The organism is Sebaldella termitidis ATCC 33386, assembly GCF_000024405.1.
In the GTDB taxonomy this organism is placed as follows: domain Bacteria; phylum Fusobacteriota; class Fusobacteriia; order Fusobacteriales; family Leptotrichiaceae; genus Sebaldella; species Sebaldella termitidis.
In genome coordinates this window covers 1952698-1977577 of the sequence record NC_013517.1, presented here as the reverse complement: position 1 = coordinate 1977577, position 24880 = coordinate 1952698, and the positions used below count along the sequence as shown (strand labels likewise).

General features: G+C 32.5%; 26 protein-coding genes. 6 read left to right on the top strand and 20 right to left on the bottom strand.

From position 1 onward, the window contains the following. Nucleotides 1–26 precede the first annotated feature (26 nt). Nucleotides 27–1430 (bottom strand): PTS mannitol transporter subunit IIBC, encoded by a 1404-nt coding sequence (locus STERM_RS09070; protein ID WP_012861297.1) that lies wholly within the window; start codon nt 1428–1430, stop codon nt 27–29. 289 nt (nt 1431–1719) lie between these two features. On the opposite strand from STERM_RS09070, the gene STERM_RS09065 reads away from it, so the two are divergent. From STERM_RS09065 to STERM_RS09040, 5 genes are all read left to right on the top strand, one after another. Then, on the top strand, nt 1720–1992 hold the full coding sequence (locus tag STERM_RS09065; RefSeq protein ID WP_012861296.1) for a zinc ribbon domain-containing protein: 273 nt from the start codon (nt 1720–1722) through the stop codon (nt 1990–1992). A gap of 131 nt (nt 1993–2123) precedes the next feature. After that, a complete protein-coding gene (locus STERM_RS09060) occupies nt 2124–2696 on the top strand; it encodes a type 1 glutamine amidotransferase family protein (protein ID WP_012861295.1) in 573 nt (190 codons plus the stop codon). 66 nt (nt 2697–2762) lie between these two features. Then, nucleotides 2763–3374, top strand: coding sequence for a uracil-DNA glycosylase family protein (locus tag STERM_RS09055; protein ID WP_012861294.1), 612 nt, complete (start codon nt 2763–2765; stop codon nt 3372–3374). 1171 nt (nt 3375–4545) lie between these two features. After that, nucleotides 4546–4755: a hypothetical protein gene (locus STERM_RS09045; protein WP_012861292.1), complete on the top strand. Its 210-nt coding sequence runs from the start codon at nt 4546–4548 to the stop codon at nt 4753–4755. A 16-nt stretch (nt 4756–4771) separates the two neighbouring features. Beyond that, nucleotides 4772–5152: a DM13 domain-containing protein gene (locus STERM_RS09040; RefSeq protein ID WP_012861291.1), complete on the top strand. Its 381-nt coding sequence runs from the start codon at nt 4772–4774 to the stop codon at nt 5150–5152. On the opposite strand, the gene STERM_RS22160 is transcribed toward STERM_RS09040, so the two are convergent. Next, nucleotides 5149–5316, bottom strand: coding sequence for a hypothetical protein (locus tag STERM_RS22160; RefSeq protein ID WP_169305398.1), 168 nt, complete (start codon nt 5314–5316; stop codon nt 5149–5151). The genes STERM_RS09040 and STERM_RS22160 overlap by 4 nt on opposite strands. A gap of 87 nt (nt 5317–5403) precedes the next feature. Between STERM_RS22160 and STERM_RS09035 the strand changes: the two genes are divergently transcribed. Next, nucleotides 5404–5616, top strand: coding sequence for a hypothetical protein (locus STERM_RS09035; RefSeq protein WP_012861290.1), 213 nt, complete (start codon nt 5404–5406; stop codon nt 5614–5616). Between the two features lie 154 nt (nt 5617–5770). On the opposite strand, the gene STERM_RS09030 is transcribed toward STERM_RS09035, so the two are convergent. The 18 genes from STERM_RS09030 to STERM_RS08945 form a co-directional block, all read right to left on the bottom strand. Continuing rightward, entirely contained in the window at nt 5771–6058 is a 288-nt protein-coding gene (locus STERM_RS09030) for a DUF503 domain-containing protein (protein ID WP_012861289.1), read from the bottom strand. Nucleotides 6059–6077: 19 nt separating this feature from the next. Beyond that, the gene (locus tag STERM_RS09025) at nt 6078–6419 is read right to left on the bottom strand and encodes a hypothetical protein (protein WP_012861288.1); all 342 of its coding nucleotides are present in this window, start codon (nt 6417–6419) and stop codon (nt 6078–6080) included. Nucleotides 6420–6437: 18 nt separating this feature from the next. After that, complete coding sequence (locus tag STERM_RS09020) at nt 6438–6644, bottom strand: hypothetical protein (RefSeq protein ID WP_012861287.1); 207 nt, start codon at nt 6642–6644, stop codon at nt 6438–6440. A 27-nt stretch (nt 6645–6671) separates the two neighbouring features. Beyond that, nucleotides 6672–9497: an excinuclease ABC subunit UvrA gene (gene uvrA, locus STERM_RS09015; protein WP_012861286.1), complete on the bottom strand. Its 2826-nt coding sequence runs from the start codon at nt 9495–9497 to the stop codon at nt 6672–6674. Nucleotides 9498–9923: 426 nt separating this feature from the next. Then, nucleotides 9924–13070 (bottom strand): autotransporter family protein, encoded by a 3147-nt coding sequence (locus tag STERM_RS09010; protein ID WP_012861285.1) that lies wholly within the window; start codon nt 13068–13070, stop codon nt 9924–9926. Nucleotides 13071–13510: 440 nt separating this feature from the next. Further along, nucleotides 13511–13900 (bottom strand): VOC family protein, encoded by a 390-nt coding sequence (locus STERM_RS09005; protein WP_012861284.1) that lies wholly within the window; start codon nt 13898–13900, stop codon nt 13511–13513. Between the two features lie 1057 nt (nt 13901–14957). Further along, nucleotides 14958–15425 carry a hypothetical protein gene (locus STERM_RS09000; RefSeq protein WP_012861281.1) on the bottom strand — a complete coding sequence of 156 codons (468 nt, stop codon included), beginning with the start codon at nt 15423–15425 and terminating at the stop codon, nt 14958–14960. A gap of 122 nt (nt 15426–15547) precedes the next feature. Beyond that, nucleotides 15548–15844 (bottom strand): DUF2695 domain-containing protein, encoded by a 297-nt coding sequence (locus STERM_RS08995; RefSeq protein WP_012861280.1) that lies wholly within the window; start codon nt 15842–15844, stop codon nt 15548–15550. A gap of 240 nt (nt 15845–16084) precedes the next feature. Further along, nucleotides 16085–16366 carry an ArsR/SmtB family transcription factor gene (locus STERM_RS08990; protein ID WP_012861279.1) on the bottom strand — a complete coding sequence of 94 codons (282 nt, stop codon included), beginning with the start codon at nt 16364–16366 and terminating at the stop codon, nt 16085–16087. 12 nt (nt 16367–16378) lie between these two features. Continuing rightward, entirely contained in the window at nt 16379–16825 is a 447-nt protein-coding gene (locus STERM_RS08985; RefSeq protein WP_012861278.1) for a GAF domain-containing protein, read from the bottom strand. An 18-nt stretch (nt 16826–16843) separates the two neighbouring features. Then, nucleotides 16844–17911, bottom strand: coding sequence for an MBL fold metallo-hydrolase (locus STERM_RS21225; RefSeq protein ID WP_169305397.1), 1068 nt, complete (start codon nt 17909–17911; stop codon nt 16844–16846). Between the two features lie 20 nt (nt 17912–17931). Further along, nucleotides 17932–19086 (bottom strand): M48 family metalloprotease, encoded by a 1155-nt coding sequence (locus tag STERM_RS08975; RefSeq protein ID WP_012861276.1) that lies wholly within the window; start codon nt 19084–19086, stop codon nt 17932–17934. Between the two features lie 10 nt (nt 19087–19096). After that, nucleotides 19097–19537, bottom strand: coding sequence for a hypothetical protein (locus STERM_RS08970; RefSeq protein ID WP_012861275.1), 441 nt, complete (start codon nt 19535–19537; stop codon nt 19097–19099). Then, the gene (gene yqeH, locus STERM_RS08965) at nt 19509–20648 is read right to left on the bottom strand and encodes a ribosome biogenesis GTPase YqeH (RefSeq protein ID WP_012861274.1); all 1140 of its coding nucleotides are present in this window, start codon (nt 20646–20648) and stop codon (nt 19509–19511) included. Before yqeH ends, STERM_RS08970 begins: the two co-directional genes overlap by 29 nt. A gap of 14 nt (nt 20649–20662) precedes the next feature. Beyond that, a complete protein-coding gene (gene xerA, locus STERM_RS08960; RefSeq protein ID WP_012861273.1) occupies nt 20663–21586 on the bottom strand; it encodes a site-specific tyrosine recombinase/integron integrase in 924 nt (307 codons plus the stop codon). A gap of 12 nt (nt 21587–21598) precedes the next feature. Beyond that, nucleotides 21599–23839: a type I DNA topoisomerase gene (gene topA / locus STERM_RS08955; protein ID WP_012861272.1), complete on the bottom strand. Its 2241-nt coding sequence runs from the start codon at nt 23837–23839 to the stop codon at nt 21599–21601. 12 nt (nt 23840–23851) lie between these two features. Then, complete coding sequence (locus STERM_RS08950) at nt 23852–24076, bottom strand: hypothetical protein (protein ID WP_012861271.1); 225 nt, start codon at nt 24074–24076, stop codon at nt 23852–23854. 338 nt (nt 24077–24414) lie between these two features. Beyond that, nucleotides 24415–24879 carry a hypothetical protein gene (locus STERM_RS08945; protein ID WP_012861270.1) on the bottom strand — a complete coding sequence of 155 codons (465 nt, stop codon included), beginning with the start codon at nt 24877–24879 and terminating at the stop codon, nt 24415–24417. Nucleotide 24880 lies beyond the last annotated feature (1 nt).

Genomic DNA, 24880 nt, shown 5'->3' with positions numbered 1-24880 from the left:
TCACCTACTATATTAAAAATATCATTTTACTTTTTCAAAGTTTCAATTATTTTATCGTATTCTTTTGCTTCAAGAAAATTACTGATACCTATAAACTGTGTATTAGGATTTTTCACTATTGATTTTGCTCTCTCCAGCAAGTCTTTATGAGTAATAATGAGATCAACATCATCAGGAATATTATTCAGCGAAGCATTTGTCACTGATATATCAAGCATTGCTTTTTTTATTTTTGATTTCAAAAGAGAAGCTCCCATAGCACTGGAACCCATACCTGCATCACATGCTACCAAAATTCTTTTGACAGTATTTGATGTAATATCTCCCATTTCATTTAGAGTATTGTTAACACTTAAATCCGCTGCTGTTGTTTCTTCGGCAAGAACCTCATCATCCGGCTCGGATTTATCAATTTTTAGTAAAAATCCTGCTATTAAGAATGAAACCAGCAAGCCACCAAAATATCCCGCAATATTTACTATAAATGATCCTTTCGGAGTCATCATCAAAAAGGCGAAAATACTTCCCGGTGACGGAACTGCCACAGTCCCTCCTCCAAATGTCTGGAAAATAAATAATGATGTCATACTTCCGAAAATAGGAGCCAGTACCAAAATCGGCTTCATCAGAACATACGGAAAATAAACTTCTGCTATTCCTCCAAACATGACTATTACACTGGCAGCAGGTGCAGTTTTTTTAGCTATTCCTTTTCCGAAAATACAATATGCCAGCATTACACCTACCAGCGGTCCGCTGTTTCCTTCTACAAGGAAAAGTATCGACTTTCCGTATTCAGCCACTTGCTGTACACCCAGCGGAGCCATAATGCCATGATTAATCGCATTATTTAAGAATAATACCTGAGCCGGAGCCACGAAAATACTTGCCAGCGGGATAAGTCCCCTGGCCAGTACCCAGTTTACCCCAAGAGACAGCGAAGTAAGAATTACATTAAATACAGGTTCAATAGCCCAAAGCCCCAGTATCATCAAGATTCCACCGATAATCCCCAAAGAGAAATTATCAATCAGCATTTCAAATCCCGGCTTACATTTTCCCTCAAGCCATTTATCCGCTTTTTTAATTATCCATCCGGCCAGCGGTCCCATAATCATACCACCGATTAACATAGTTACATCAGCACCTATAACAACCCCCATTGTTGCTATGGCTCCGGCAACTCCACCTCTTTTTCCGTGTATATTGTATCCTCCAGTATACCCAATCAAAATCGGCAGTAAATATGTCAGTGTCGGACCAACCAATCTATTTAAAAATTCATTAGGAATCCATCCAGTAGGGATAAATAATGCAGTAATAATTCCCCATGCTATAAAAGCTCCAATATTAGGCATAACCATTGAGCTTAAAAAACCGCCAAACTTTTGAATCTTGATTTGCCAGTTTTTTGTCTGACTAACATCCATAAATTCCTCCTAAAAATATTTTTATAATAAGCGCTTATTACATTACTATGTTAGCTTATAAACCACAAAAAGTCCATTAGAAGTAGTATCAAATTTGTCATAAAAAGCTTTGACATTTTTTGGTGTCCTAAAATTTACATATAAAGAATCTCTTCCGGTTTATCATCCGGATTGATGTGATAATCTAAGCAATAACAATTTTTTATAATTTTCTTTTCTAACATGACATACTATTGTCATATTCAATATAATATACTTTATATATAAAATAAAACTAAGGAGGTAATGTATGGAAAAACAATTTTGCCAGAGCTGCGGAATGCCTATGGACACACCTGAACTGTTCGGTACTAACGCAGACGGCTCTAAAAATGAAGATTACTGTACTTATTGCTTTAAAGACGGAAAGTTTACACAGGACGTTACCATGGATGAAATGATCGATGTATGTCTTGAGCATCTGGATGAATTCAATAAGGACAGTGAAAAAAAAGTTACTGCTGATGAAGCAAAAACTATGATGAAAGAATATTTTCCTACTTTGAAAAGATGGAAAAAATAACTACTTAATGAAAGCTGTCTGTTTTTACTGCATTTCATATTTAAATGATTATATATGAATGTATACAAGGAGCTGCCACTTTTTGTAAAGGCAGACAGCTTTCTTTTATATGCACACTTAGGAGGAAATTTATGAATACTGTTTTAATACTGCTTTCCGAGCCTTTCGCAGACTGGGAAGCAGCTTATATATGTCCGGAGCTGAATAAGCTTGAGGATTATGAAATAAAAACTGTTTCACTTTCAAAAGCACCTGTTACTACAATGGGAGGATTAAAAGTACTCCCTGATTATGATATTGATAATATCCCGGAGAATATTAATATAAAGCTTCTCCTTATTCCCGGAGGACTCAGCTGGGATAATACAGAATATAAAAAATACTGTAAAATTATCCGATACTGCCTTGAAAATAATATTCTCACTGCTGCTATCTGCAACGGGGTTACTTTTCTTGCCGATAACGGTTTTCTTGATAATCGCAGACATACCGGAAATACGCTTGAATATCTGAAACAGTATGCTCCTGCTTATAAAGGCGATAAGGAATATGTAGAATCCCAGTCTTTTATTTATGAAAATCTTATTACTGCCAACGGAAGTGCTGCTGTGGAATTTTCAAGAGATATTCTGAAAAAGCTGAATATTTTTTCACCTGAAGAATTGGAAAATTGGTTTTATATGTATAAAAAAGGATTTTTATAATCAAATTTATTATTTCAGGTTTATCTTTTTTCTTATAAATCCTGAAAACAGGAAAGGAAAATAAATATGGAGATAAATGTAGGAAAATATCTAAAGGAAAATACAGACTATGATAAAGAAAAGTATGACTTTCAGTTTCCGGATATCACACTGGATACAGATAAAATAAAGACCATTATGATTAATGAGGTAGTTCCTTCTGATCCAGAAGATGATTTTTACGGAAAAAATGAACTTCCTTATTATCACACTACTGTTTTTCCCTTATTTCAAAAAGCAGGCGTTCCTGTAAAAACCATAGATGATATTACTTCACTCGGAATCTATATGACTAATGCAGTAAAAATACCTAAAGATGAATACACCATACCAAAGGACTATATTACGGCTTCACTTCCTTTTTTGGAAATTGAAACGGAACTTTTTCCAAATGTGGAAGTTATCATGCTCATGGGTGATGTAGCCAGAAAAGCTCTTAACATGATCAGCAGGAAAAAAACAAAGGCTGCTGCCCTTCCGGCGGTTTCTACTTATAAATTAAGAAAAAACGAGCTCTGGTATGGTAAAATAAGGCTTTTCCCGTCTTATATAATGACAGGGAAAAATATTCTTATTGAAAAATCAAAATTTGAAATGGCTTCAGAAGATATTAAAAATATGATGAATATTATCAGATAAATTTTTTGATTAAAGATATAAAAATATGAATGTTTATCTATTTTTATATCTTTTTTGCTATTCAAAAAAATTTATTTTTTCTTGATAATTTTCTTTTATCAGATTTTTCTTTTCAGCTCTGATTTTAAAAAAATATGAACTTTCAGTCAAAAAAATAATATAAAAATAAGCATTAAAATTATGTTATCGAATGAAGTATATTCCACTCGCATTGGTTTATATACAGTTAATTTTTTAATAAAATAAAAATATATAAAAAAGAATTAAGCCCTCTATTTTTAATAGTAATCAAAAAAACATCTATATTTCCATATTTAAAATTAATATAAATATGTAGACATTAATAAAAATTGGTGTTATATTAATATTAGTAAGAAGAAATAAAGTAAAATGAAAACTTATCTTAAATTTATAAAACAATCTAATAAATTTTTCAAAAATGTTATAATTTCAAAAAATTATATATTTCTATTCTTTTCTTTGGTATATTACCTTTTCAAATATCTGAACAATAGTCGTCACTTTCATTCATTCTTTTAAAAAACAATCACTTTAATAAAATATAATATCATTAGACAGGAACGTATCTTTAAATAAATACATTTTTTTGCTTACTGAAATAGAGGCTTCTCTGTATGACACTGACAATCCGGTTTTAGATTTCCCTGTTTGATTTTCATAGTTTTTCATTCAGGGGAATCTCAAAATTATCTTTTTTCTATCTTCTCGGCTTATCCATTTATTTTTATCGAGACAACTTCACATTTATTTATCATATTTCATAATTTATAAAATATTCTATGCATCATAAAGATTAGGAGGTGGTTTCCATTAATTCAAGACTCGGCAGATTCATTTACAAATTACCTTTTGAAACAAAAGAAAAATATCTGAAAAATTATCTCTCAGAACTTCACATCCTTGAAAGGGAGATAAAGGAGTGTACTAACTCTCACTCTCACATAATACTGATAAATAAACTCAAAAGAAAATGCAGGCTTTTGGAACGTATTAACCTTATTACTTTTTCCAAATATGAGCTTTTACTGATAAAGCATAATAAATTTATTTCACGGAAAAAAGAAATAATTTTAGATATTGCTCTTAATATTGACAGGCCTGACAATTTATTTTAGTTTTTACTGACGGGAAATTTTCAAGGAGGTATAATATGTTAGTTATTTCATACGATTTTGTAGCTTTTGTAGATAATAAATACATTGTTAAATCCATAACACAGCTCTCAAGTGTAAATTTTATTTACAATCTGGGAATTGGATCCACACTTGACGAGGCAAGGGAAGATGCCAAAACTAATCTTGAAAAAGTCTATAACGACACTAAAGATCTGTTAAAAAATATGAATTTGTGGGTTTTATAAATTAAAGGAGGTAAAAATGAAAAAATTTTTTCTATTTATTTTATTTTTTATTATAACTCTTTTCTCTTTTTCAGAAAATTTTTTCGGTACCTTTGATGCAAAACTCCATCAGATAAAAGGAGATATTACTGTAGATAATATCAACGGTACCATAGCTATAAACGATTTCACATATGACGGCAAGGGGAGCGATGTTTATATTATTATAAGCAAAGACAAAAATTTTAAAGATAAGAAAAATATTTCAAAAAAACTGAAAAGAGCCTATGTAAATGAAGATGTTTATCTGGAGGTAAAAAATCTGGCTAAACTAATGGATAAGGGATATAATACTATTTCTGTCTATACACAGAAATATAAATACAGCTTTGCTGATGCAAAATTAATCATGGACTAATCCGTGAAAATATTTTCTATTTTGCTTTTATCGGTAAAAGCTGGTACTAGTGTAGTGATCTGTTTACTTTTAGTTACTGCAGCTTTAGAGCTTTTTATGCTCTGTGAAGCAAAAAACGGACTGCTTACAGGTGCCTCACAGTGAATTCCGGAATAAGGTTTCATTCAGCTAAAAGTAAAAAGATCACTACACTAGATTATAATTTTTTAAAATTATTTATTTGAACAGCTAACAGCAGGAAGGTGATTATTATGGATATAAATAAAAATATTTCTGTAGATGAAAGATATATTTTGGATATGAACACAGGAGTATGCCATGATTTGGATAATTTTGAAATTGAATGTGGAATAGAAAGACTTTCCAAAGACTGCATTTTTTCTTCTGATAATTTATACGCAGAGGTTAAGAGACATCCCACTTATAAGAAAAAATGCAAGTATTGCATGAATCCGAAAATTTAAAAGTAATAAAAACAGAAACCGTAAAGATACTGTTTAATTCTTTAAAACCGGTTCTGTATAAAATTGTTTGTTCCTTCTTATAATTGATATACCGGTCATCCAGCCGGTAAAAATAAAAGACAGCTGAAAATGCTGTCTTTTATCTGTTTTATATCTAAAATTTTTCTATATATTTCTCTGTTTCATAAAATTCGTAATCATAGTTTCTTTCCAAGTATTCCAGAATTTTGTTAATCTGCTGTTCTGCATTTGTTTGGGCAGATGATGCATAGATCACTCCGAGACTCAGTACCTTTTTATTATCCTGTGTATCTATTTCTTTTACCAAAGCCTTGTAATTTCTTTCTATTTTATCTCTCACACTATTTTTTACCATTCTTTTATCTTTTAGTGATTCTGAGTAAGGAAGCTTCATCTTTAGCTTTAAAACCGAAACGTACATTGCTTTCCTCCTTCAGTATTTACATAGTATCAGTTACATCCTGCCACTCTGTTATATTAGGCAGCTTTTGATACAGGTAATATTCGGTAAATAATTTGGTTGCTTCTTCCAGTGAAGATGTTTTATAGAGATAATGTGTATACGAATCATCAGCATGAACTATTCTTGTTTCTATGTCAAATACTCCGTTTTCATACCAGGTCTGTATATATATGGAGTTTTGTATCGGTTCTGCAGGATCCAGTATCAGAAAATTATCTTCTCCCGGTTCAGTATCCAGCATTGCCACAAGAGAACTTCTTAAATACTCCTCTGTAAAATTTTCATAAACTCTTCCGTTTATATCCAATGAATATTTCATCGTAATACTCTCCTCTTTCTATTGCTTTTCAATATGTATATCCAGCATAACCTTTTCAGCACTGTCATCCAGAAATTTGATTTTTATGTCCTTTACTTTTGAGTTAGGATTCTGAAGCAGAAATTCATTTATCCTGTCATTAGCTTCATCCAGCTCTTTAAAGTAATCCTTCTGCTGTTCTCCGTCTATTCCCTTCATTTGTAAATATTGAAATATATTAAACATACTATTCATATTCTCACTTATTCTTTCTTATTTTAAATATTTTTTCAAAAACTGTCCTGTATAAGATTTTTTTACTTTGGCTACTTCCTCGGGAGTTCCTGTAGCTATAACTTCCCCGCCTCTGAATCCGCCTTCCGGTCCTACGTCTATAATATGATCGGCAGATTTTATGACATCCAGATTATGCTCTATTACTACTACTGTATTTCCCTTTTCCACAAGTCTGTTCAGTACTATAAGAAGCTTTCTTATATCTTCAAAATGAAGTCCTGTAGTAGGTTCATCCAAAATGTATATTGTTTTTCCTCTTGACATTTTTGACAGCTCGGAAGCAAGCTTTATACGCTGTGCCTCACCGCCGGAAAGTGTAGTGGCAGGCTGTCCCAGCTTTATGTAATTCATTCCTACATCCATTAATGTTTCCAGTTTTCTTTTCAGTCCGGGAATATTCTGGAAAAATTCATATGCTTCTTCTACTGACATATTTAATACATCAGAAATATTTTTATCCTTATAATGGACTTCCAGTGTTTCCCTGTTATATCTTTTCCCTTTACAAACCTCACATTCCACATATACATCAGGCAGAAAATTCATTTCTATTTTATTTATTCCGGCTCCGCCGCAGGCCTCACATCTTCCGCCCTTTACATTAAATGAAAATCTTCCTTTATCATATCCTCTTATTTTGGAATCTTTGGTCTGGGCGAATATATCCCTGATATCATCAAAAAGCTTTGTATATGTCGCAGTATTAGATCTCGGCGTTCTTCCTATAGGCGACTGATCTATGTCTATTACCTTTTCAAGCTGCTCCAGTCCTTTTACCCCTTTATTTTCAAGAGGGTACAGCTTTCCTCTGTTCAGTCTGTTAAACAGCTCCGGAAATAAAGTCTGATTTATCAAAGTAGATTTACCGCTTCCCGAAACACCTGTAACTACTGTAAATGACTCTAACGGTATTTTTATGCTTACGTTTTTCAGATTATTTCCCTTGGCATTTTTCAGTTCAATACTATTTTTTGCTTTTCTTCTTTCTTTCGGAATCTCTACTTTTATATCACCGTTCAGATATTGTGCAGTCAGTGATTCTTTTGACTTCATTACTTCCTCTGGTGTTCCCATTGCTATTACTTCTCCGCCGTGTATTCCCGCATTAGGACCTATATCAATAAGAAAGTCCGATTCTCTCATGGTATCTTCATCATGCTCTACTACTATCAAAGTATTTCCTATATCTTTCAAATCTTTAAGAGTAGCAAGAAGCTTTTCGTTATCTCTCTGATGGAGTCCTATACTCGGCTCATCAAGTACATATATGACACCTGTAAGTCTGCTTCCTATCTGTGTTGCCAGTCTTATACGCTGTGACTCACCGCCGGAAAGTGTCTTCGTCATTCTTGCAAGTGTCAGATAATCCAAACCGACATTTATCATAAATGACAGTCTTTCTTTTATCTCTTTTAGTATCTCGCTTGATATCTGCATCTGCTTTTCAGTAAGCTGTATATTTTCAAAGAATCCGAGCGAATCATTTACGCTTTCTTCTGTTATGTCTATAATGCTTTTATCATTTACAGTAATGGCTAGTACTACATCTTTCAGTCTTTTACCGTTACATGTTTTACATGTTTTTTCTATCATATATTTTGCTTCTATTTCATCTTTCATAGAATCAGAAGCAGTTTCATAGTATCTTCTTTCAAGATTTTTTACAGCTCCTTCATATTCCTTCATTCCATTAAATGAGAATGAATCTCCCGAATATTTGAACTTAAATTTTTTAGTTGAGCCGTTAAATATTATGTCTCTCTCTTTTGCCGTCAGTTCTTTTACAGGCTTATCCATATCTATGTTATGTGCTGCAGTCATGCATTTGAACAATTCCCAGCTCCAGCCTTTTTTCGTACTTGCTCCCGGAACATAAATAGCACCCTGGTTTAATGAAAGATTTTCATCCATAATAAGTTTATTTTCATCAACTTCCAGTGTAGTACCTATTCCGTTACACGCTTCACATGCCCCGAATGGTGCATTAAATGAAAATAATCTCGGAACCACTTCCGGAAATACTACATCGGGGTGATTCGGACATGAAAAATTCTCGCTGTAGACATGATCTACATCATTTATATTGGCTATAATCACACCCTCTGACAATCCTGTAGCTGTCTCCACCGCTTCTGAAAATCTTCCCAGAAAATCGCTGTCATCTTTTTTTACTTTCAGTCTGTCAATTACCACTTCTATATTATGTCGTTTATTTTTATCAAGCTCTATTACATCTTCCAGATATAGTATCTCACCATTTACCCTTACTCTCAGAAAACCTTTTTTCTGGAGATTCAGAAACAGATTTTTATGTGTTCCTTTTTTGTCCTTAATTACCGGAGCAAGAATCACAAGCTTATCACCATCTTTATTACTGTCTATTATTGTATCCACTATTTCCTGAATAGTCTGCTTTTCTACTTTTTCACCGCAGACAGGACAATGTGCTTCCCCGATATGCGCCCATAAAAGTCTCATATAATCGTATATTTCAGTCATTGTTCCCACTGTTGATCTCGGATTCTTGGAAACACCCTTCTGCTCTATTGAGATTGCCGGTGACAGCCCTTCTATGCTGTCCAGTTCGGGTTTCTGCATCTGACCGATAAACTGTCTTGCATATGCTGAAAGACTTTCCACATATCTTCTCTGACCTTCCGAGTAGATAGTATCAAAAGCCAGTGAAGATTTACCGCTTCCAGAAACACCTGTTATTACTACAAACTGGTTTTTCGGAATCTCTATATTTATATTTTTTAAATTATGCTCTCGTGCTCCTTTTATAATAATTTTATCATTCATTCAAATGTCACCTCATAGCGTATATTGCTGCCTAATATACCTAACTTTCTTTAATATTTTACTTTACAAGTAACTATTATTTTACCATATATATTTGTTATTATCCAACTATTTTTCTCATATTTAACAATAAATTTTTATTAATTTTCACAAATTTCAAAAACTTTTTTTATCAAATATCAGTTTATTTTTGTAATGATAACAAATTATGTCAGTTCCCATAAAAATAGCACCTTTACAGGTACTTCCTATATAATAATATTATATATTCATAAAAAAATTTTGTCAAGTTTTCTAAAGAAAAAATAAGGAAAATATATGGGTTTTCATATTATATGTCAAGAGCAGCTCTAAGACAGGCTAACAGTACAAAATAATCAGGGAGCTTTTCACTGCTTCCTGATTATTTTCAGAACTTTTATTATATTAAAACTGATATTTAAATCCTGCTGTAAAGGCAGAATCTTTATCTGACAGTACACCGGCATTATAACCCGCATAAACTGAAAATTTATTCTTATAATTATACTCCAGGTCAAGACCAAGATTCAAAGAATTTTTTCCTGTATCTCTTTCATTAATATCCATTTTTCCTTCAAAAGCTGATAACTTTACAGCTCTTTTGTCATAAGGATTCCCGAGCTCATATGCATAATTCATGTTCGGCGTAAGCTTAAGTGCGGAATTCTGTCCTTTATAAGCATTAATATCAACTTTTACTCCTGCGCCAATCTTCCCTGAGAAAGCATCATTGGAATCTACTTCTAGATTCAGCCCGTCTGCTCCATTTTCAGTATATCCGCTTTCTTTCAGATAATCCAGCCTTACTCCTGCAGACGGTCTAAATGATATAATATCATTTATTTTCTGCGTATACTCCAGCTCTGATACTCCTCCTGCAGACCATGAATCAAATGAACTGTTAACTTCTCTGTTTGAATTATCAAAAGTTATTCTTCTTTCCGAATCATTAGATCCAAAGTTATAGTTAACTCTGTTTCTCCATAGAATTTTATCTGTAAGCTCTGTATTTAAAGCTCCTGTCAATGACCATGTTTCTAATTTTTGGGTATTTGATGAATCCTTATAGTTTATATCTGTATTAAGGTAACCTAAAAATCCTCCTACAGCAGTATTTTCAGTAATTTTTTTCATTCCGCCCAGTATAATTCCAGTTGATTTTCCGTTATATCCTTCAAATCCGTTTTTTGTATCTGCCTTTGTCTGATTATAAAGAAAATTAGCATATATTCCATTATCTACACTTTCGGTCCTTCTGCTCATAAGCTGATCTATCCCCTGTGATATTAGTCTGTCCTGAGTGAATAACTGATACGTCTGATTATTTACTGCTGAACTTCCTGTCATTTCATCTTCGGCAGTCAGCAATTTCTGACTGTCTGTTATTGCTTTCAGGGAATTATAAATTTTATTCTTTTGAGCATCATTTTCAGAACCTGAATAATTATTTTCAAGAACTTCTCCTAATGTACTTTTTATCGGATTGTTAAATTTTATTCTTTTCATTACTACCTGATAGCCGTCATTTTTCTTTTCTGTCTCTGTCTCAAAAAATATTGAATCTGATAAAATTCTTCCGTTTCCTGTTATCTCATCAGCATCTATATTTTTAAGAACATATTTATCCTCTGATGAATTCATAACTGCTTCAGAGCCCATATATAAATTATTATTCAAAATCAGCTTTTTTGTCCTTAATCCTCCGGCAGTTGAATTTACTACAAATTTTCCGTTTCCATCCACTGTTATTCTTGAGTCGGAAGTTATCACACCCTTGTTATTTATATCAGAAGTTCCATCCACATAAACATAAGTCCCGTCTCCTCCTGTTTCTGTTCCGTTATATGTCTGTGACGAAGAGTTTATTGTTATTGTACTCCCTTCTCCCAAAATAACATGACTGTTATTATATGCCGCTATCCCGTGTCCTGAACCATTTATTATTATATTTCCCTGATTTATTACAGTCCCGTTTGAAGCATATATTCCTACAGTATTTTGTCCATTCATTTTTATTGTTCCGTTATTTATAGAAATACCGCCTCCGGTTGTCGTCATCCCTGTTTTGTTATCTCCTGTCAGCTCTATTATTCCGTTATTTTCTATTATTCCAGTACTAGTAACAGACGTAGCATAATCCCCTAAGTTTTTTATTGTTCCGTTATTTTTTGCATAACCGCTTCCATTCACAGAAATTCCATTATCCCCAGTATTTTGTATCGTTCCGTTGTTTTCTATATATCCGCTGCCTTCCATCATGCCCATACCATTATTTCCTTTATTTTCTATGACATTATTATTTATTGCCCGTGTTCCGTCGTCGAAAATCAGCATTCCAAAATTCCCGTTATTTATTATTTTCCCGTTATTTATTATTTCTCCCGAGTAATCTCCCTGCATCCCGTAAACACCATTTGATCTTATTTCTCCGTTATTTATTCCTAAAGCATTTTCTCCGCTTATTATCATTCCCACTGACTTGAGATTTTCAATTATACCGTAATTTATCGCTTTGGAATTAGAAGTTGCATACATTCCGTTTTCGCCAAGATTGCTTATCACTCCATCACTATGGTTTATTACCGTACCGCCGTTTATTGCACCCATACCGGCAGAACTGCCGTTTCTGATTATCCCGTAATTTTCTGCTGTAGCATTTTCATCAGATTTTATTCCCCAAGAACTATTATTCTCTATGATCCCGTAATTAATTGCGGAACCATCTACTATATGTAAACCATACTTTCCACTATTAGCTATTGTTCCATTATTTATAAAAATACTGTCCTGTCCCTTTAAAAATACACCATAGTTTCCGATATTGGCTATTATCCCGTTTTCCTTATTCTCTATATACGAAACATCTGAAGCATATAGACCGTAATCACCCGTATTTTGTATCAATCCGTTATTTTTTATTTCTTTTGTGTTAAATGCTCTTACTCCATAGCTGCCTGTATTATTAATACTTGCACCTGTACTATTTTCAAAAGAATCTGCATTTTCCAGATATACTCCTATTACATTGTTCCCGTTTATTATTCCGTTATTTATAAAAGAAGCATTATTTTCTACATGTACTGTATATTGATTATTATTTTCATTTGTTGTGGAGTAATCAGATTCCAAAGTATTATTATTTGTAACTACAGTATTTCGATCTGTCATCCATAAGGCTGTTGTGTTAACAGATGATATATCCCCCGAAACATTGTAAGACAAATTATTTCCGTATTGTAATTTCCAGGCACTTTCCTTGTCATTCTCCTTTACCACTACTAATTTAACAGGATCTACCGGAATTATATGTTCATCGGGATCAACAGGATTATCTGGTTCCTCTGGGTCGTCATTATCCGGTATATTATTATCCGGATCCGTCGGAACTGTAATTCCTCCTCCTGCATTTTGCTTTTTCGGATTATTATGGTTTTTAAAATAATTTCCCAGAATTATAAGTTCATTTTCATCTGATTTTTCTGCATAAGCTGAATTTGCTATTATTACTGCCATAAAAGCGATCAAAAGTTTATTTTTCTTAAATTTTTTCATTTACTATTCTCCTATATTAATATTTTAAACGATAAATTAATGTTAATAGCAGCAATTCTCCTAAATAGAAATTTGTATACGCATTTGAATGATTTTTTTATAATTTCAATTATAAAAATGCATTTATTACAATTTACCAAATGTATAATACATCTTCCATAATAAAATGTCAAACAATTTTTAAATTTTTAAAAAAAATATATCTTATATAAAAAACCTTTTAATATCACTCTTCTGCTGTTCTTAATAATTAAATTCAGTATTAATATTTTTTGCTTAATTTGATATGGATTTTTCTCATTCTGTATGTATGGAATAGTAATAAAAATTCAGATAATTTTCTTAGTTTGTTTTTGATGTACTGCACTAGCAGAAAAAAAGAGAAGTAGTTTAACTTCTCTTTTTCTTTCTGAAACTAATAATTTATTGTATTACTTTTATTATAAAAATGTATCTGAAAAGACAAGAATAAATCCATCGGGGTCTGTTATGGCGAATTCATCAGCACCATAAAAAGTCTTATGCATTTTATGTGAAATATTTGTATGAGAATGGATTTTATTATAAAACTCCTGAATATCTTCAATTTTCATATAAAAAGTAAGGGCTCCTCCTGAAATTTTAGATTCCAGCTCGGGATACTCCTGTTTTAAACTTTCCTCCTTTTGAAACATAATAAAAAAGTCATCTTTTTTTGCCATTCCCCAATCAAACTCTCCATTTTCAGGTACAGTCTGCAAAAGGGAAAAACCAAGAATATTACAGTAAAATTCAATGCTTTTATTTACACTTTTTACCATTAAATTTGGTGAAAATGATGTTACTTTCATATATCTTACCTCCTGAAAAATTATATCTTATAGATAATATCATAATCAAAAAATAAATAATTGTAAAAAAACGAATTATTTTCAATTTTTCAGAGAATAAGTTGAATATTTTATAATTTTTTATCATGTGAGAAATTAAAAAAATATGTTTTGTATGTGAATATGTATATTAGTATTCTAAGATAGTTATATTAATACCAAATGATTATATAATAGAAATTTTTGAAACAAAAAAATTTACATTCTAAGATAGTTATATTAATACCAATACATTTGCAAACCTTTTATCTATTATACCTTAAATAAGCATTTCTGTCGATCTGTTTTTTTCGTCTATCAAATCATGACAAAATTATGTCACTTTTTATTCAAAAATATACTCAAATATTTATAAAATATAAGATTGTCGATCCCCGGCAGTTTATTCCTTATCAGAGATCGACAGAATTTTTTATAAGGCTATTTTTCTTCCTATTTCAAAACTAAAAGTTATACACTCTGACAGTTCTTCAATTGCAAGTTCTGCTTTCGTAATAATCATGAAACACCTCATCACCATGCTTTTCTTTAAACCTATTTTCATTTTCCAGTTCCATAATTTTTTTTGTTTAATTTAGTCAATGCTAAATTCTCAGACAACTCCTTCCTGATTAACATATTAAACATTTCTGCTTTGTTCATATTTTTCCTCCTAAAATTTGATTTTTAGGAGATAACACACTATAATAATGATGGTGAGTCTTTTATTAGACTGTACTTCTCCTGTAGTTCTTTTTAAGACTGGCAGGAGAATTTTTTTATTTCTTTTCCAGAGTTATCTTCTTTTCATCATAAGTAAGCTCTACCTCTTTTGCCTCTTCCAAAATACCCATTTTTCTCAGCCATAAAATCAGCTGTAAAATAACACAAATAAAAAAACACCGGTTTTAAACTTCTCCACAAAAACAGGCGTTTTAAATATATAGATTATTCTTATTGCTTGCTCTCTGTTCACTCCTATAATAAACTGATTATTTCAAAACTGTTATCAAAATAATAACAAAATTCAAAATATAATTTACTTAAATCCGTCTAAATATCTTTTTATTTTTTTCCTTTCAGCAGCAAGCGGCTTAAATCTTTCCTGAAAATCCGAAATTTCCTTTTCATAGCCCAATGCCCGCATTTTGTAAATTGTATCAAAAATGTGCAGTGAAACATCATCATCATAAATCTGATCAATAATTCTCGGTGCCAGCCCGGCGTATTTCCTTTTTCCCAACAGCCACGCAAAAGTCTGGCGCCCTCTCTTTGCTAAAGGATTATTAATGATTTCTATAATTTTTTCTATCTGTTTATCAGATAATACTATATTTTTATTCTTTAATAACATTTGTCGTATTTGTTCACCGGTCTTCCAAATAAAATGTTCATAGCTATGCCACTGTGAAAGACCATATCTTGTTTTGGGAAGCTCTTCCAATTCTTTCGGCGGTATATGTTTCAACGCATTATCAATTTTTCTTCCTATTTCTCTGTTTGTCATATAGTTACCCCCTGATAATTTTTAACTCAATATAACAAAAATAATAAAATTACTGTTATTTTCGATTTTAATATCCCACTGTAACATTATTCAAAACCATTATAAATCTCTGTATCATTTTATCAGAGAACTGCATCATCAAAAAACTTCTCTTCTACATTATACAAAACCTCACAGTCACAGTACCCGCCATTTTCCTTCAGCCAGTTTATTACAGCATCCTGAGCCAGATTATTTTGTATCAAAAATTCCACTGTCAGTGACAAATCGTGTGAGCATTTTTCGATATCAAGCTTCTCATCTAAATATTCAAAAAGCTGTTCAAATAATTTTCTGCTTATCGGCAATGATTTTTCAAATTCAATTTTTTTCTCCTGCTTCCATTCTTTCAGTTTTAACTTTTTCTCCTGTTTATTCATTATCTCACCTGTCTTTCAGACATAAGCCGACTAACGGTATGATTACTGGCTTCTCATATAATTTCTGCTTTTCACATATTTTAGCATAGTCAATTTCTCAATACAAGAAAACACTAAAACTTTTCAACACTTTTTAACTCTTCTTTGCCATTTTATCAAAAATGACCAATATAAAAATGCCGACTTGATCTACACAGTAAATCAAATTGGCAGTTTCTATAAATGATTTTTTCTATTCCGTTACTCCATCATATGTTCCATTCCTACTTCGTAAATTTTCTTTACATGATCATCGGAAAGCATATAAAATACTTCTTTTCCGTCTTTTCTGGTTTTTACCAGATTGGCTGTTCTCAGCACACGGAGCTGATGTGATATTGCCGAATTATTCATATTCAGTTTTTCAGATATCTCTGTCACATTCATTTCATTCTCCAGCAACAACTTTAGTATACTCAGTCTCGTCCTGTCTCCAAATACTTTAAAAAATTCAGCCAGTTTCTCTAAATGTTCCACTCCCATAATCTTCCTCCGTTATTGGATTTTTTCTTCTATGACCTTTACGATCTTCTCAAAGAATTCTTTCTCTGCATTGCCAAATCTGGAAAATTCCGGACTATCCACATCCAGTACACCTATTATCACTCCATTTTTATATACAGGAACCACTATTTCCGAATTTGAAGCACCGTCACATGCTATATGTCCCTCGAAATCATGAACATTATCCACAACCATGGTTACAGCCTTACTTACAGCTGTCCCGCATACTCCGCTTCCATATTTTATTCTGGTACATGCAGGTTTCCCCTGAAAAGGTCCTAGCACCAGTTCTTCTCCATCAGACAAATAAAAACCTGCCCAGTTTAATCCTTTTATGGTATTAAAAATAAATGCACTTGTATTTGCCAGAGTTGCTGTAAAATTATTTTCTTTTTCCACCAGTCCTTTATAACTCTTTAGTAAAAGCTCATAATCCATTTGTATGCCTTTCTATTATCAGAGATAAAATACTTCTCCCAAATTAATTAATTTTATTATATCTGCCATATTTTCATTGTTTTTTACTATGCTGTTAAATCTGAACCCTGTGTAATCAAGCGGCTCCACTCCAAGATGAAATGCTCCCCAGTGTACAGGAATCATAACTCTGCATTTCAAATCTGCTGCTGCATTCAGAGAATCCTCAATATTCATATGTTCATATGCTGCAAACCATCTTGTTTCATAACCTCCCGTCGGAAGAACCGCATATTTCACATTAAATTTTTCTCCGAATTCTTTATATCCGCCGAAATAACCGGAATCTCCGCCTATAAAAATATCGCCGTTTTTCGTTTCTATGACATAACTGCCCCACAAGGAGCTGTTTTTACCCTGTGATATCCTGTGTGAGTAATGCTGTGCAGGAAGAAAATTAATCTTTATGCTGCCTGTTTCAATACTGTCCCACCAGTTAAGCTCTATAATTTCTTGGGCATTTATACCTTTTAAAAGCTTTTTTACTCCTGCGGGAAGAAAAACATTTCCTGTTATTTTAAGTTTTTTTAGTGATTTTATATCCAGATGATCATAATGATTATGCGTAATCAAGACATTCAGCTCTTTGCTCTTAAATACTTCATTTAACGTTTCTGCATCTATTCCTGCCTTAGTATGTCTTTTTGTAAAAAAAATCTTTTCCGAAAAAACGGGGTCACACAGAAAAAAATATTCTCCTGCTTTTATAAGAGTAGTATTATGTCCTATCCATATTATAAAACCTTTTTCATTTTTAATCAAATACTTCAGTTCTTCTTTAGTGATACTTTTATTTTCGGGAAAATACTTCCCTTTCTCATAATTATAATCAGGCTTCTTTTCCAAAAACCATTTTACACTGTGAAATATATTTCTCTTATCTTTTTTCCATAAATTAAAGTACTTTTTACTAAAATTAACAGAATAAAAATCAGATTTTTTTTGATTTTTTATCTCTTCAAAGTGTTTATCTTCATCATAACCCAGGGGAAAATATCTTAAATAAGCTAAAAACGCTATTATTACAGATATTATCAAAATATACATCTTACCGCCTTTATCTATCATTAAAGTTCCAGATATTCCTTATTATCCTCAAGAAACAGTATTCTGTTCTTCAGTGAAGGATGTGTAATATTATAACGCTCATCAAAAACTTTCTGCTCAGCTGTTTCATTAAGCTCATTATTTATAAGGGTTTCTATAAGAAGCGGGTATTCTTCCTCAGAAATTCTGAAATCATGATTCAGATCAAATTTTTCCCAGCCGTCTATCTCCTCATAATAATAACTTTCCTTGTTTATTTCAGGAATATTTTCATCTGATCCGTCATATAGAAAATCATCTATAAGCTCCGATATCTGATCAAAATTCTGAAACTCATAAGGTATCTCTTTTCTCAGAGTTTCGTAATAAAAATCAAAATCCTGAAAAGAAAGCCTCTGCTTGTCTCTTGTTATTCTCTCTACCAGATATCTTACTATTTTACTGTCTATTTCATTTATCTTACTTACCACGATCAAGCCGTTTACTATATTCAAAAGACCGTTTTTCTGTGCTGAAAAAAAGTCACTCAGATACTCATTATCCTTTATATTCTTAAATGTAAGATATCTCACAAAAGCACTGAATGAAAAAACAAGAAAGAATAAAGAAAATATCGATTTAAGCCCTAATATCAAAAAAAGAAAAAAAGGAAATAATACCGAAAAAATATCTAACGGCAGAATATTTTTTGAAAACGGATTCATAAAATAATAGTAATGTCCGAGTTCATGATATATTACGGATTTCAGCTCCTCTGTTTTCAGATTGGCAAACAAATCCTCCGACAGATACAGAGCATTCAGAGGGGCTATCCCCTTTATTATACTTTCAGTAACAAATGCATTAACAGTACTTGAGGATATAATATAGATATTTGGCTTCTCTCTTTTATTTATATCTGCAAATATCCCGCCTATTATTTCACGAACTTCTTCACTGCTGTATTTTCCTATTGCATCAAAAGTTTCCAGCCTTCTTTTTTTCAAAAAAAGTATATTGCCGTATGATGAAATAAACACCAGAATCAGAAAAAATACTATCGAAAATAATCCGAAACCATTTTTTAAAAATAATCCCAGCAGCAAAACATCTACTATTATAATAGTAAACTGCAAAAGTAAATTCATTCTGTTTGTTCTGGTATTTTTGGTTAACAATTCAGCGTAATCTTCCATACTTCACTCCTTATTTATAAGCCTTTTCAGGCAGGTTAGCTTCTATTGTCCCTTTTGCCATATCATAATACCAGCCGCCTTTTTCGTCCTTTACAAGTCTTATGATATTTGTTTCCTCTATTTCATTTTTTATATCTCTGGGCAGTGTAAACACTTCTTCATCTTCATAAATTTCCTGAAAAGTCACACCCTTTGAAGTCTTTATGTCTCTAAGATTATTTTCTTTTCCTGCAAGCTCGGGATATTTCCCTTCCAAAGCCTTAAAAATCTTAATGGAATTATTAAGTTTTTCAGTCTGTATCTCTATTGTAACTCTTTTCAGCCTTCTGCCTCTTTTACCCTGAAAAAATACAAATGCAGAAAAAATACACAAAATAATAAATATAAAAATAAAAAATTTTAATATTCCTATTTTTGTTTCTCTAGTCATTTTCTTTTTTGATTTTTTCATTATTTCTCCTAATTTTTGGATTAATTATTCCGTTTCTGATAACTATCTTTACATTTTCAGGGTAAGACAGCTCTATTTTGAGAGGCCCTCTTTTTACATTTATCCATCCAAGCCCCGATATTGCCATTTCTTCAAAAGCTTCCACAGTCAGTGTTTCCTTTTTCATCTTTTGATAGTAAGCATCTTTTTCTGTTTTTGACGGGAAAGTAAAGAAGTCTTTGTTTAATAAGTCCTCTACCCTGTCTTTCTTCGTTACGTGAAACTTTATATCCTTTGCTGCAAACGCAGAAAAAATAGGACTCTTTTCATCCTCTTCCACAATCACCCTGAACCACATCAGACCATCAAAGAAGAAAACCTGATTATTATCCGGCTTAAAGGTTTTTCTGTTTATTTCACCGTTCGGAACCAGTGCCAGTGCCTCTTTAGGCTCCAGAAGATCAGATATTCTTTTTTCGGGAATAAGACCCGGAGTATCTATTATTTTTATATCTGTCCCGTCTATTTTATTTTTTATAGATTTCAGAGTTGTTCCGGGATATTTTGAAATTGTAGATTTATCCTTTTCCATAAGGGAATTCATAAAAGATGACTTTCCGGTATTAGTGACCCCTAATACTACTGCCGTCGCATTTTCCTTAAAGCTTTTTATTTTTCTTAATACACCGTTTACACCGTACTTTGTTTTTGTACTCATCAGAGCTATATCATAAGGAACTATTCCTTCTTCTTCAAGACGTCCTTTGACCCAGTCTGATATCTCACTCGGGTGTATTGTCTTAGGCAGAAGATCTATTTTATTTATCATCACAATAGAATTATACTCTCTCAAAAAATCCAGAATTTCTTCACTGAATGACCCTTCGAAGTCTATTATATCAAATATTGCAAGTATAATATCGGATTTTTTTACTGCATCTTCTACTTCCTTTTTATAATCTTCTTTTGTAAGCTCTATATCCTGATGCTTTCCGTAATGCTTTATTCTGTAGCATCTCTGACACAAAATATCTGTTCCTGTTATAAACTTTTCCTCTGATACATATCCTGCGTTTTCAGGAAATTCAGTTTGCAGGGTAATTCCACACCCGCTGCATTTTTTTATTATCAATTTTTTCCTCCGTATTAATCCTCATCTGCCAAAGGATGAGCTTTTATATATATTTCTCTTAAAAGAGCCTTGCTCACATGTGTATATACCTGTGTAGTCGATATGCTGCTGTGCCCCAGGAGCTCCTGAAGATATCTTATATCTACTTTATTATTCAGCAGTGTCGTAGCAAAAGAATGTCTGAATACATGAGGGGTGACTTCTTTATTTATCCCTGCTTTTTCAGCATAATCAGCTATAAGCCTTCTAAGAGATCTTGTTGTTATTCTTTCACCTCTGCTGTTCACAAAGACAATATTCGGGGTATAATTTTTATATTCGTTTCTTTTGGCAGAGATATATTTTTCATACCATTTTCTGGCATTTTCACTGAAAAAGGTAACTCTCTCCTTATTTCCTTTACCGAGCACCCTTACTTCCCTCTCTTCAAGGTTTATCATAAGCTCGCTCAGGCTTACCAGCTCACTGGATCTGAGACCGCTTGAGTATAGAAATTCTATAATAAGCCGGTCTCTGATCCCGGTAACCTTTGATATATCTATTACATTTCTTAATTTATTAATATCATCCTTTGTCAGCACAGTAGGAAGCTCTTTTTCAAATTTAGGCATATTCACATAAATGAGTTTATTTGCTTCTACTATATTCTGCTCTTTCAGATATGCAAAAAATGTTCTCAGAGCAGATATTTTTCTGTTTATACTTCTTTTCCCCACTTCATTATTATTTGAATAAGCTATAAATGATCTTACAGTAAACACTTCCACTTTGTTATAATCAAAAATCTCTTCATTTCCGCTGATATAATCAATAAACTGTGTTATATCTTTTCTGTAGCCCCTTATTGTATTATAGCTTTTTCCTAATATTACCTCCTGAAAGTGCAGAAACTTTTCAAGAGGCTCTATGAGAAGTTCCTTTTCTTTTGATTCTTCCATAAAATCAGCCTCTTACTTTTTCGGAATTTTCTTTATATTTTTGCAGTCCGGATATCCCGTACATGCCAAAAATCTTCCAAATCTCCCTATTTTTATTTCAAAAGGTCTGCCGCATTTTTCACACAATCCTGCTTCTTCTATAATTCTCTGATCCTCAGCCAGCATTTTCTCAAGCTCTTCATGTATGATATACATCCCGTCCTGCATTTTTGCAGTACCTTTTTTTATTTCCTGTTTTATCTTATAAGGAAGCGGCATTCTTATCTCATCATTTTCATAATCTTCACTTTCAAGATATTCTCCGTATCTTCCCTTTTTTACAAAAATTCTTGCTCCGTCTTTAGTAAAATGATCAGTAGGAACTCCTTTTTTCTCTGATTCCTTTTCGGCTACCTTGTCCTTTACTATTATTTTACCTGCCTCCAGCTCCTCCTTCGGTATCTGAATACCCTTCAGAGAAACCTTCTCGTCAGGATTCGACTCACAGATAAGATACTTTCCGAATCTCCCGGTTTTCAGTATCATAGCCTCTGTTCCGTTAGCACACATAATATCTGCTTCTATTCTTCTGTCCTGAAGATCCTGAATCTCTTTTTCAAACTTGGTAAGATCTACCTCCAGCCCTTTATAAAAATTAGCCATAAGCTCTTCCCACTTTATGCTTCCGTTCTCTATTTCATCAAGTTCCTCTTCCATATTAGCGGTGAACTTTATATTCATTATCTTTTCAAAGTGCTTTTCCAGCTCAGACTTTACTTCATAGCCCAGAACTGTCGGAATAAATCTTTTATCCACGAGCTCTGCATAATTTCTTGTTTTCAGTGTTTCTATAATGGAAGCATATGTAGACGGTCTTCCTATTCCTTCCGCTTCCAGCTTTTTTACCAGTGAAGACTCTGAAAATCTTGCAGGCGGCTTTGTCATTCCATCTTTTATATTCAGCTCTTTTACTACAAGCTCGTCTCCTTCTTTTATTTCAGGAAAATCAGCTGTTTTTATTTCGTCTTCATCTTTAAATACTTTATAATATCCGTCAAAAGTTACTTTATTTATAGTTCCTCTGAATACATAGTCCCCATTTTTGGCATTTATCTGCATCTGATCATATTTCATTGCCGAAAACTGTGATACCAGAAATCTTTCCCATATCAGCTTGTATAATTTATACTGCTCCGCACTCAATGAGTCTTTTATGCTGTCAGGAGAAAGATTAATATCTGTAGGTCTTATTCCCTCATGGGCATCCTGTACATTTCCTTTGGCTTTAGCCGGCATATACTTCCCTACATATTCTTTTCCGAAGTTTTTTTCTATGTACTTTCCTGCATCTGCCATAGATTCATTGGAAATTCTTGTGGAATCAGTTCTCATATAAGTAATCAGTCCCACATTTTCACCGTTTATCGAAAGTCCCTCATAAAGCTGCTGAGCCACTCTCATTGTTTTTGATGTGGCAAAACCGAGATATGAAGATGCCAGCTGCTGCAGCGTGCTTGTTTTGAATACCAGCGGCGGTCTTTGTGTCTTTTTTGTTACTTTTATCTTAAATACTTCAAGATTTTTCTTTGCCAGATCCTTTTTCAGCTTCTTCATTACTTTTTCGTCAAAAATTCTGTCTACTTTTTTTCCAGCTATTTCGTATATTCCCAGTTCTATTCCTTTATCTGTAATTGCCGTTACTTCCCAGTATTTCTGCGGAATAAACTCTCTGATTTCATCCTCGAGATCGCAGATAAGCTTCAAAGCCACAGACTGTACTCTTCCTGCACTTGCATTCTTATTTATTATCTTCCACAGAAGCGGGCTTATTTTATAACCCACTATCCTGTCCAGTATTCTTCTTGCCTGCTGGGCATTCACCAGATTTTCATCTATGTTTCTCGGATGCTTTATTGCATTATTTATTGCACTTTTGGTAATTTCGTTAAACTCTATTCTTTTTGTCTTAGCAGGAACCTTGATATAATTAGAGATATGCCATGCTATAGCTTCACCTTCACGGTCCTTATCCGATGCCAGATATACAGCATCTGCTTTTTTTGCTTTATCTTTCAGCTTTTTTAATATATCTCCCTTACCCTTTATTACCTGATAGTGAGGCTCAAATTTATTTTCTATATCTACGCCGATTTTAGTTTTTGGGAGATCAATAACGTGTCCGTATGATGCTTCTACCTCATAACCCTTTCCCAGTATCTTCTCTATTGTTTTAGCCTTCGAGGGAGACTCAACAATAACTAATTTTTTTGCCAAAATTTCCACCTCTTAATTTAGAATAATTTTAGTGTCTATACCGTTCATTATCAGTAATTCTTCCAACTGCATAATACCCAGTTTATCTTCTACCAATGAAAGCTCATTTAATATCAGTTCAAATTCTTCATAATTAATGATATCTTTAGACCTTAGGTCCAGAAAATAGTTTTTTGCATCCTCCGTGAGATTTATAAGCTCTTCCGGATGTACATATCTTATTTTTATTTCATTCATTTTATCACCTTATTTTTATATAGTTATTCAGTATAATATTAGCACAAAACGCGTATTAATAACAATCTTTTTTTTAATTTATTTTTTTATCTGCTCTTAAAAATGGTACATTCTTTGGTAATAATCAGATGTAAGTACAATGTTAAACAAATCCAAATCAAAAAGAAGACATTTTTATATATGCCTTCTTTCATATATTGCTGTTTATAAGCTCTCAAAATTAAAATTCCGGTTCTTTTCTGTTTCAAGTCCGCTATATAATTATATATAGTCTTTCTTACTTTTATCCATGCTTTGTCATGGAATAATAAACAGGAAAATATCGAACAAACCTTTTGTTATTTTATTTTTTTTCTTATGTATTCTATTTCTTCTATACTTAAATATTTTTTGGGAATAAATAAGAGCTTCATACCGTCAAACCGCATAAAAAATGTATACTTATTTTCATATTTTTTATTAAATCTGGAATACGGCTGCATCTTGAATTTTTTTTGCGTACCAAAAATATTAAAATCTTTTACGGAATCTTTATCAAATTTCCCCTGTATTCCAGGATTTTCTCCCTTTAGCTTTCTGAATTTCAAAAAATATAAAAGACCGTATATAAATGCAGTTACCGCTGCGCCGATTAATATCCCCGCAGTTACTTTCATCCCCATGGACATCATCATATTGTATCTCAGCTTCAGCATAACATAAGCATATACTATTAAAAATGAAGCTGTTATATTTAGTTTATCCGTACTCATTTTCGTTAACAGAAAATCAAAAAATGTTATTTTTTCTATTTTTATTCTCATA

Bases quoted from the DNA above. Each gene is read 5' to 3' on its own strand.
- STERM_RS09070 (WP_012861297.1), bottom strand. From the start codon at position 1,430: ATGGATGTTAGTCAGACAAAAAACTGGCAAATCAAGATTCAAAAGTTT.
- STERM_RS09065 (WP_012861296.1), top strand. From the start codon at position 1,720: ATGGAAAAACAATTTTGCCAGAGCTGCGGAATGCCTATGGACACACCT.
- STERM_RS09060 (WP_012861295.1), top strand. From the start codon at position 2,124: ATGAATACTGTTTTAATACTGCTTTCCGAGCCTTTCGCAGACTGGGAA.
- STERM_RS09055 (WP_012861294.1), top strand. From the start codon at position 2,763: ATGGAGATAAATGTAGGAAAATATCTAAAGGAAAATACAGACTATGAT.
- STERM_RS09045 (WP_012861292.1), top strand. From the start codon at position 4,546: ATGTTAGTTATTTCATACGATTTTGTAGCTTTTGTAGATAATAAATAC.
- STERM_RS09040 (WP_012861291.1), top strand. From the start codon at position 4,772: ATGAAAAAATTTTTTCTATTTATTTTATTTTTTATTATAACTCTTTTC.
- STERM_RS22160 (WP_169305398.1), bottom strand. From the start codon at position 5,316: ATGAAACCTTATTCCGGAATTCACTGTGAGGCACCTGTAAGCAGTCCG.
- STERM_RS09035 (WP_012861290.1), top strand. From the start codon at position 5,404: ATGGATATAAATAAAAATATTTCTGTAGATGAAAGATATATTTTGGAT.
- STERM_RS09030 (WP_012861289.1), bottom strand. From the start codon at position 6,058: ATGTACGTTTCGGTTTTAAAGCTAAAGATGAAGCTTCCTTACTCAGAA.
- STERM_RS09025 (WP_012861288.1), bottom strand. From the start codon at position 6,419: ATGAAATATTCATTGGATATAAACGGAAGAGTTTATGAAAATTTTACA.
- STERM_RS09020 (WP_012861287.1), bottom strand. From the start codon at position 6,644: ATGTTTAATATATTTCAATATTTACAAATGAAGGGAATAGACGGAGAA.
- uvrA (WP_012861286.1), bottom strand. From the start codon at position 9,497: ATGAATGATAAAATTATTATAAAAGGAGCACGAGAGCATAATTTAAAA.
- STERM_RS09010 (WP_012861285.1), bottom strand. From the start codon at position 13,070: ATGAAAAAATTTAAGAAAAATAAACTTTTGATCGCTTTTATGGCAGTA.
- STERM_RS09005 (WP_012861284.1), bottom strand. From the start codon at position 13,900: ATGAAAGTAACATCATTTTCACCAAATTTAATGGTAAAAAGTGTAAAT.
- STERM_RS09000 (WP_012861281.1), bottom strand. From the start codon at position 15,425: ATGACAAACAGAGAAATAGGAAGAAAAATTGATAATGCGTTGAAACAT.
- STERM_RS08995 (WP_012861280.1), bottom strand. From the start codon at position 15,844: ATGAATAAACAGGAGAAAAAGTTAAAACTGAAAGAATGGAAGCAGGAG.
- STERM_RS08990 (WP_012861279.1), bottom strand. From the start codon at position 16,366: ATGGGAGTGGAACATTTAGAGAAACTGGCTGAATTTTTTAAAGTATTT.
- STERM_RS08985 (WP_012861278.1), bottom strand. From the start codon at position 16,825: ATGGATTATGAGCTTTTACTAAAGAGTTATAAAGGACTGGTGGAAAAA.
- STERM_RS21225 (WP_169305397.1), bottom strand. From the start codon at position 17,911: ATGTATATTTTGATAATATCTGTAATAATAGCGTTTTTAGCTTATTTA.
- STERM_RS08975 (WP_012861276.1), bottom strand. From the start codon at position 19,086: ATGGAAGATTACGCTGAATTGTTAACCAAAAATACCAGAACAAACAGA.
- STERM_RS08970 (WP_012861275.1), bottom strand. From the start codon at position 19,537: ATGAAAAAATCAAAAAAGAAAATGACTAGAGAAACAAAAATAGGAATA.
- xerA (WP_012861273.1), bottom strand. From the start codon at position 21,586: ATGGAAGAATCAAAAGAAAAGGAACTTCTCATAGAGCCTCTTGAAAAG.
- STERM_RS08950 (WP_012861271.1), bottom strand. From the start codon at position 24,076: ATGAATGAAATAAAAATAAGATATGTACATCCGGAAGAGCTTATAAAT.
- STERM_RS08945 (WP_012861270.1), bottom strand. From the start codon at position 24,879: ATGAGAATAAAAATAGAAAAAATAACATTTTTTGATTTTCTGTTAACG.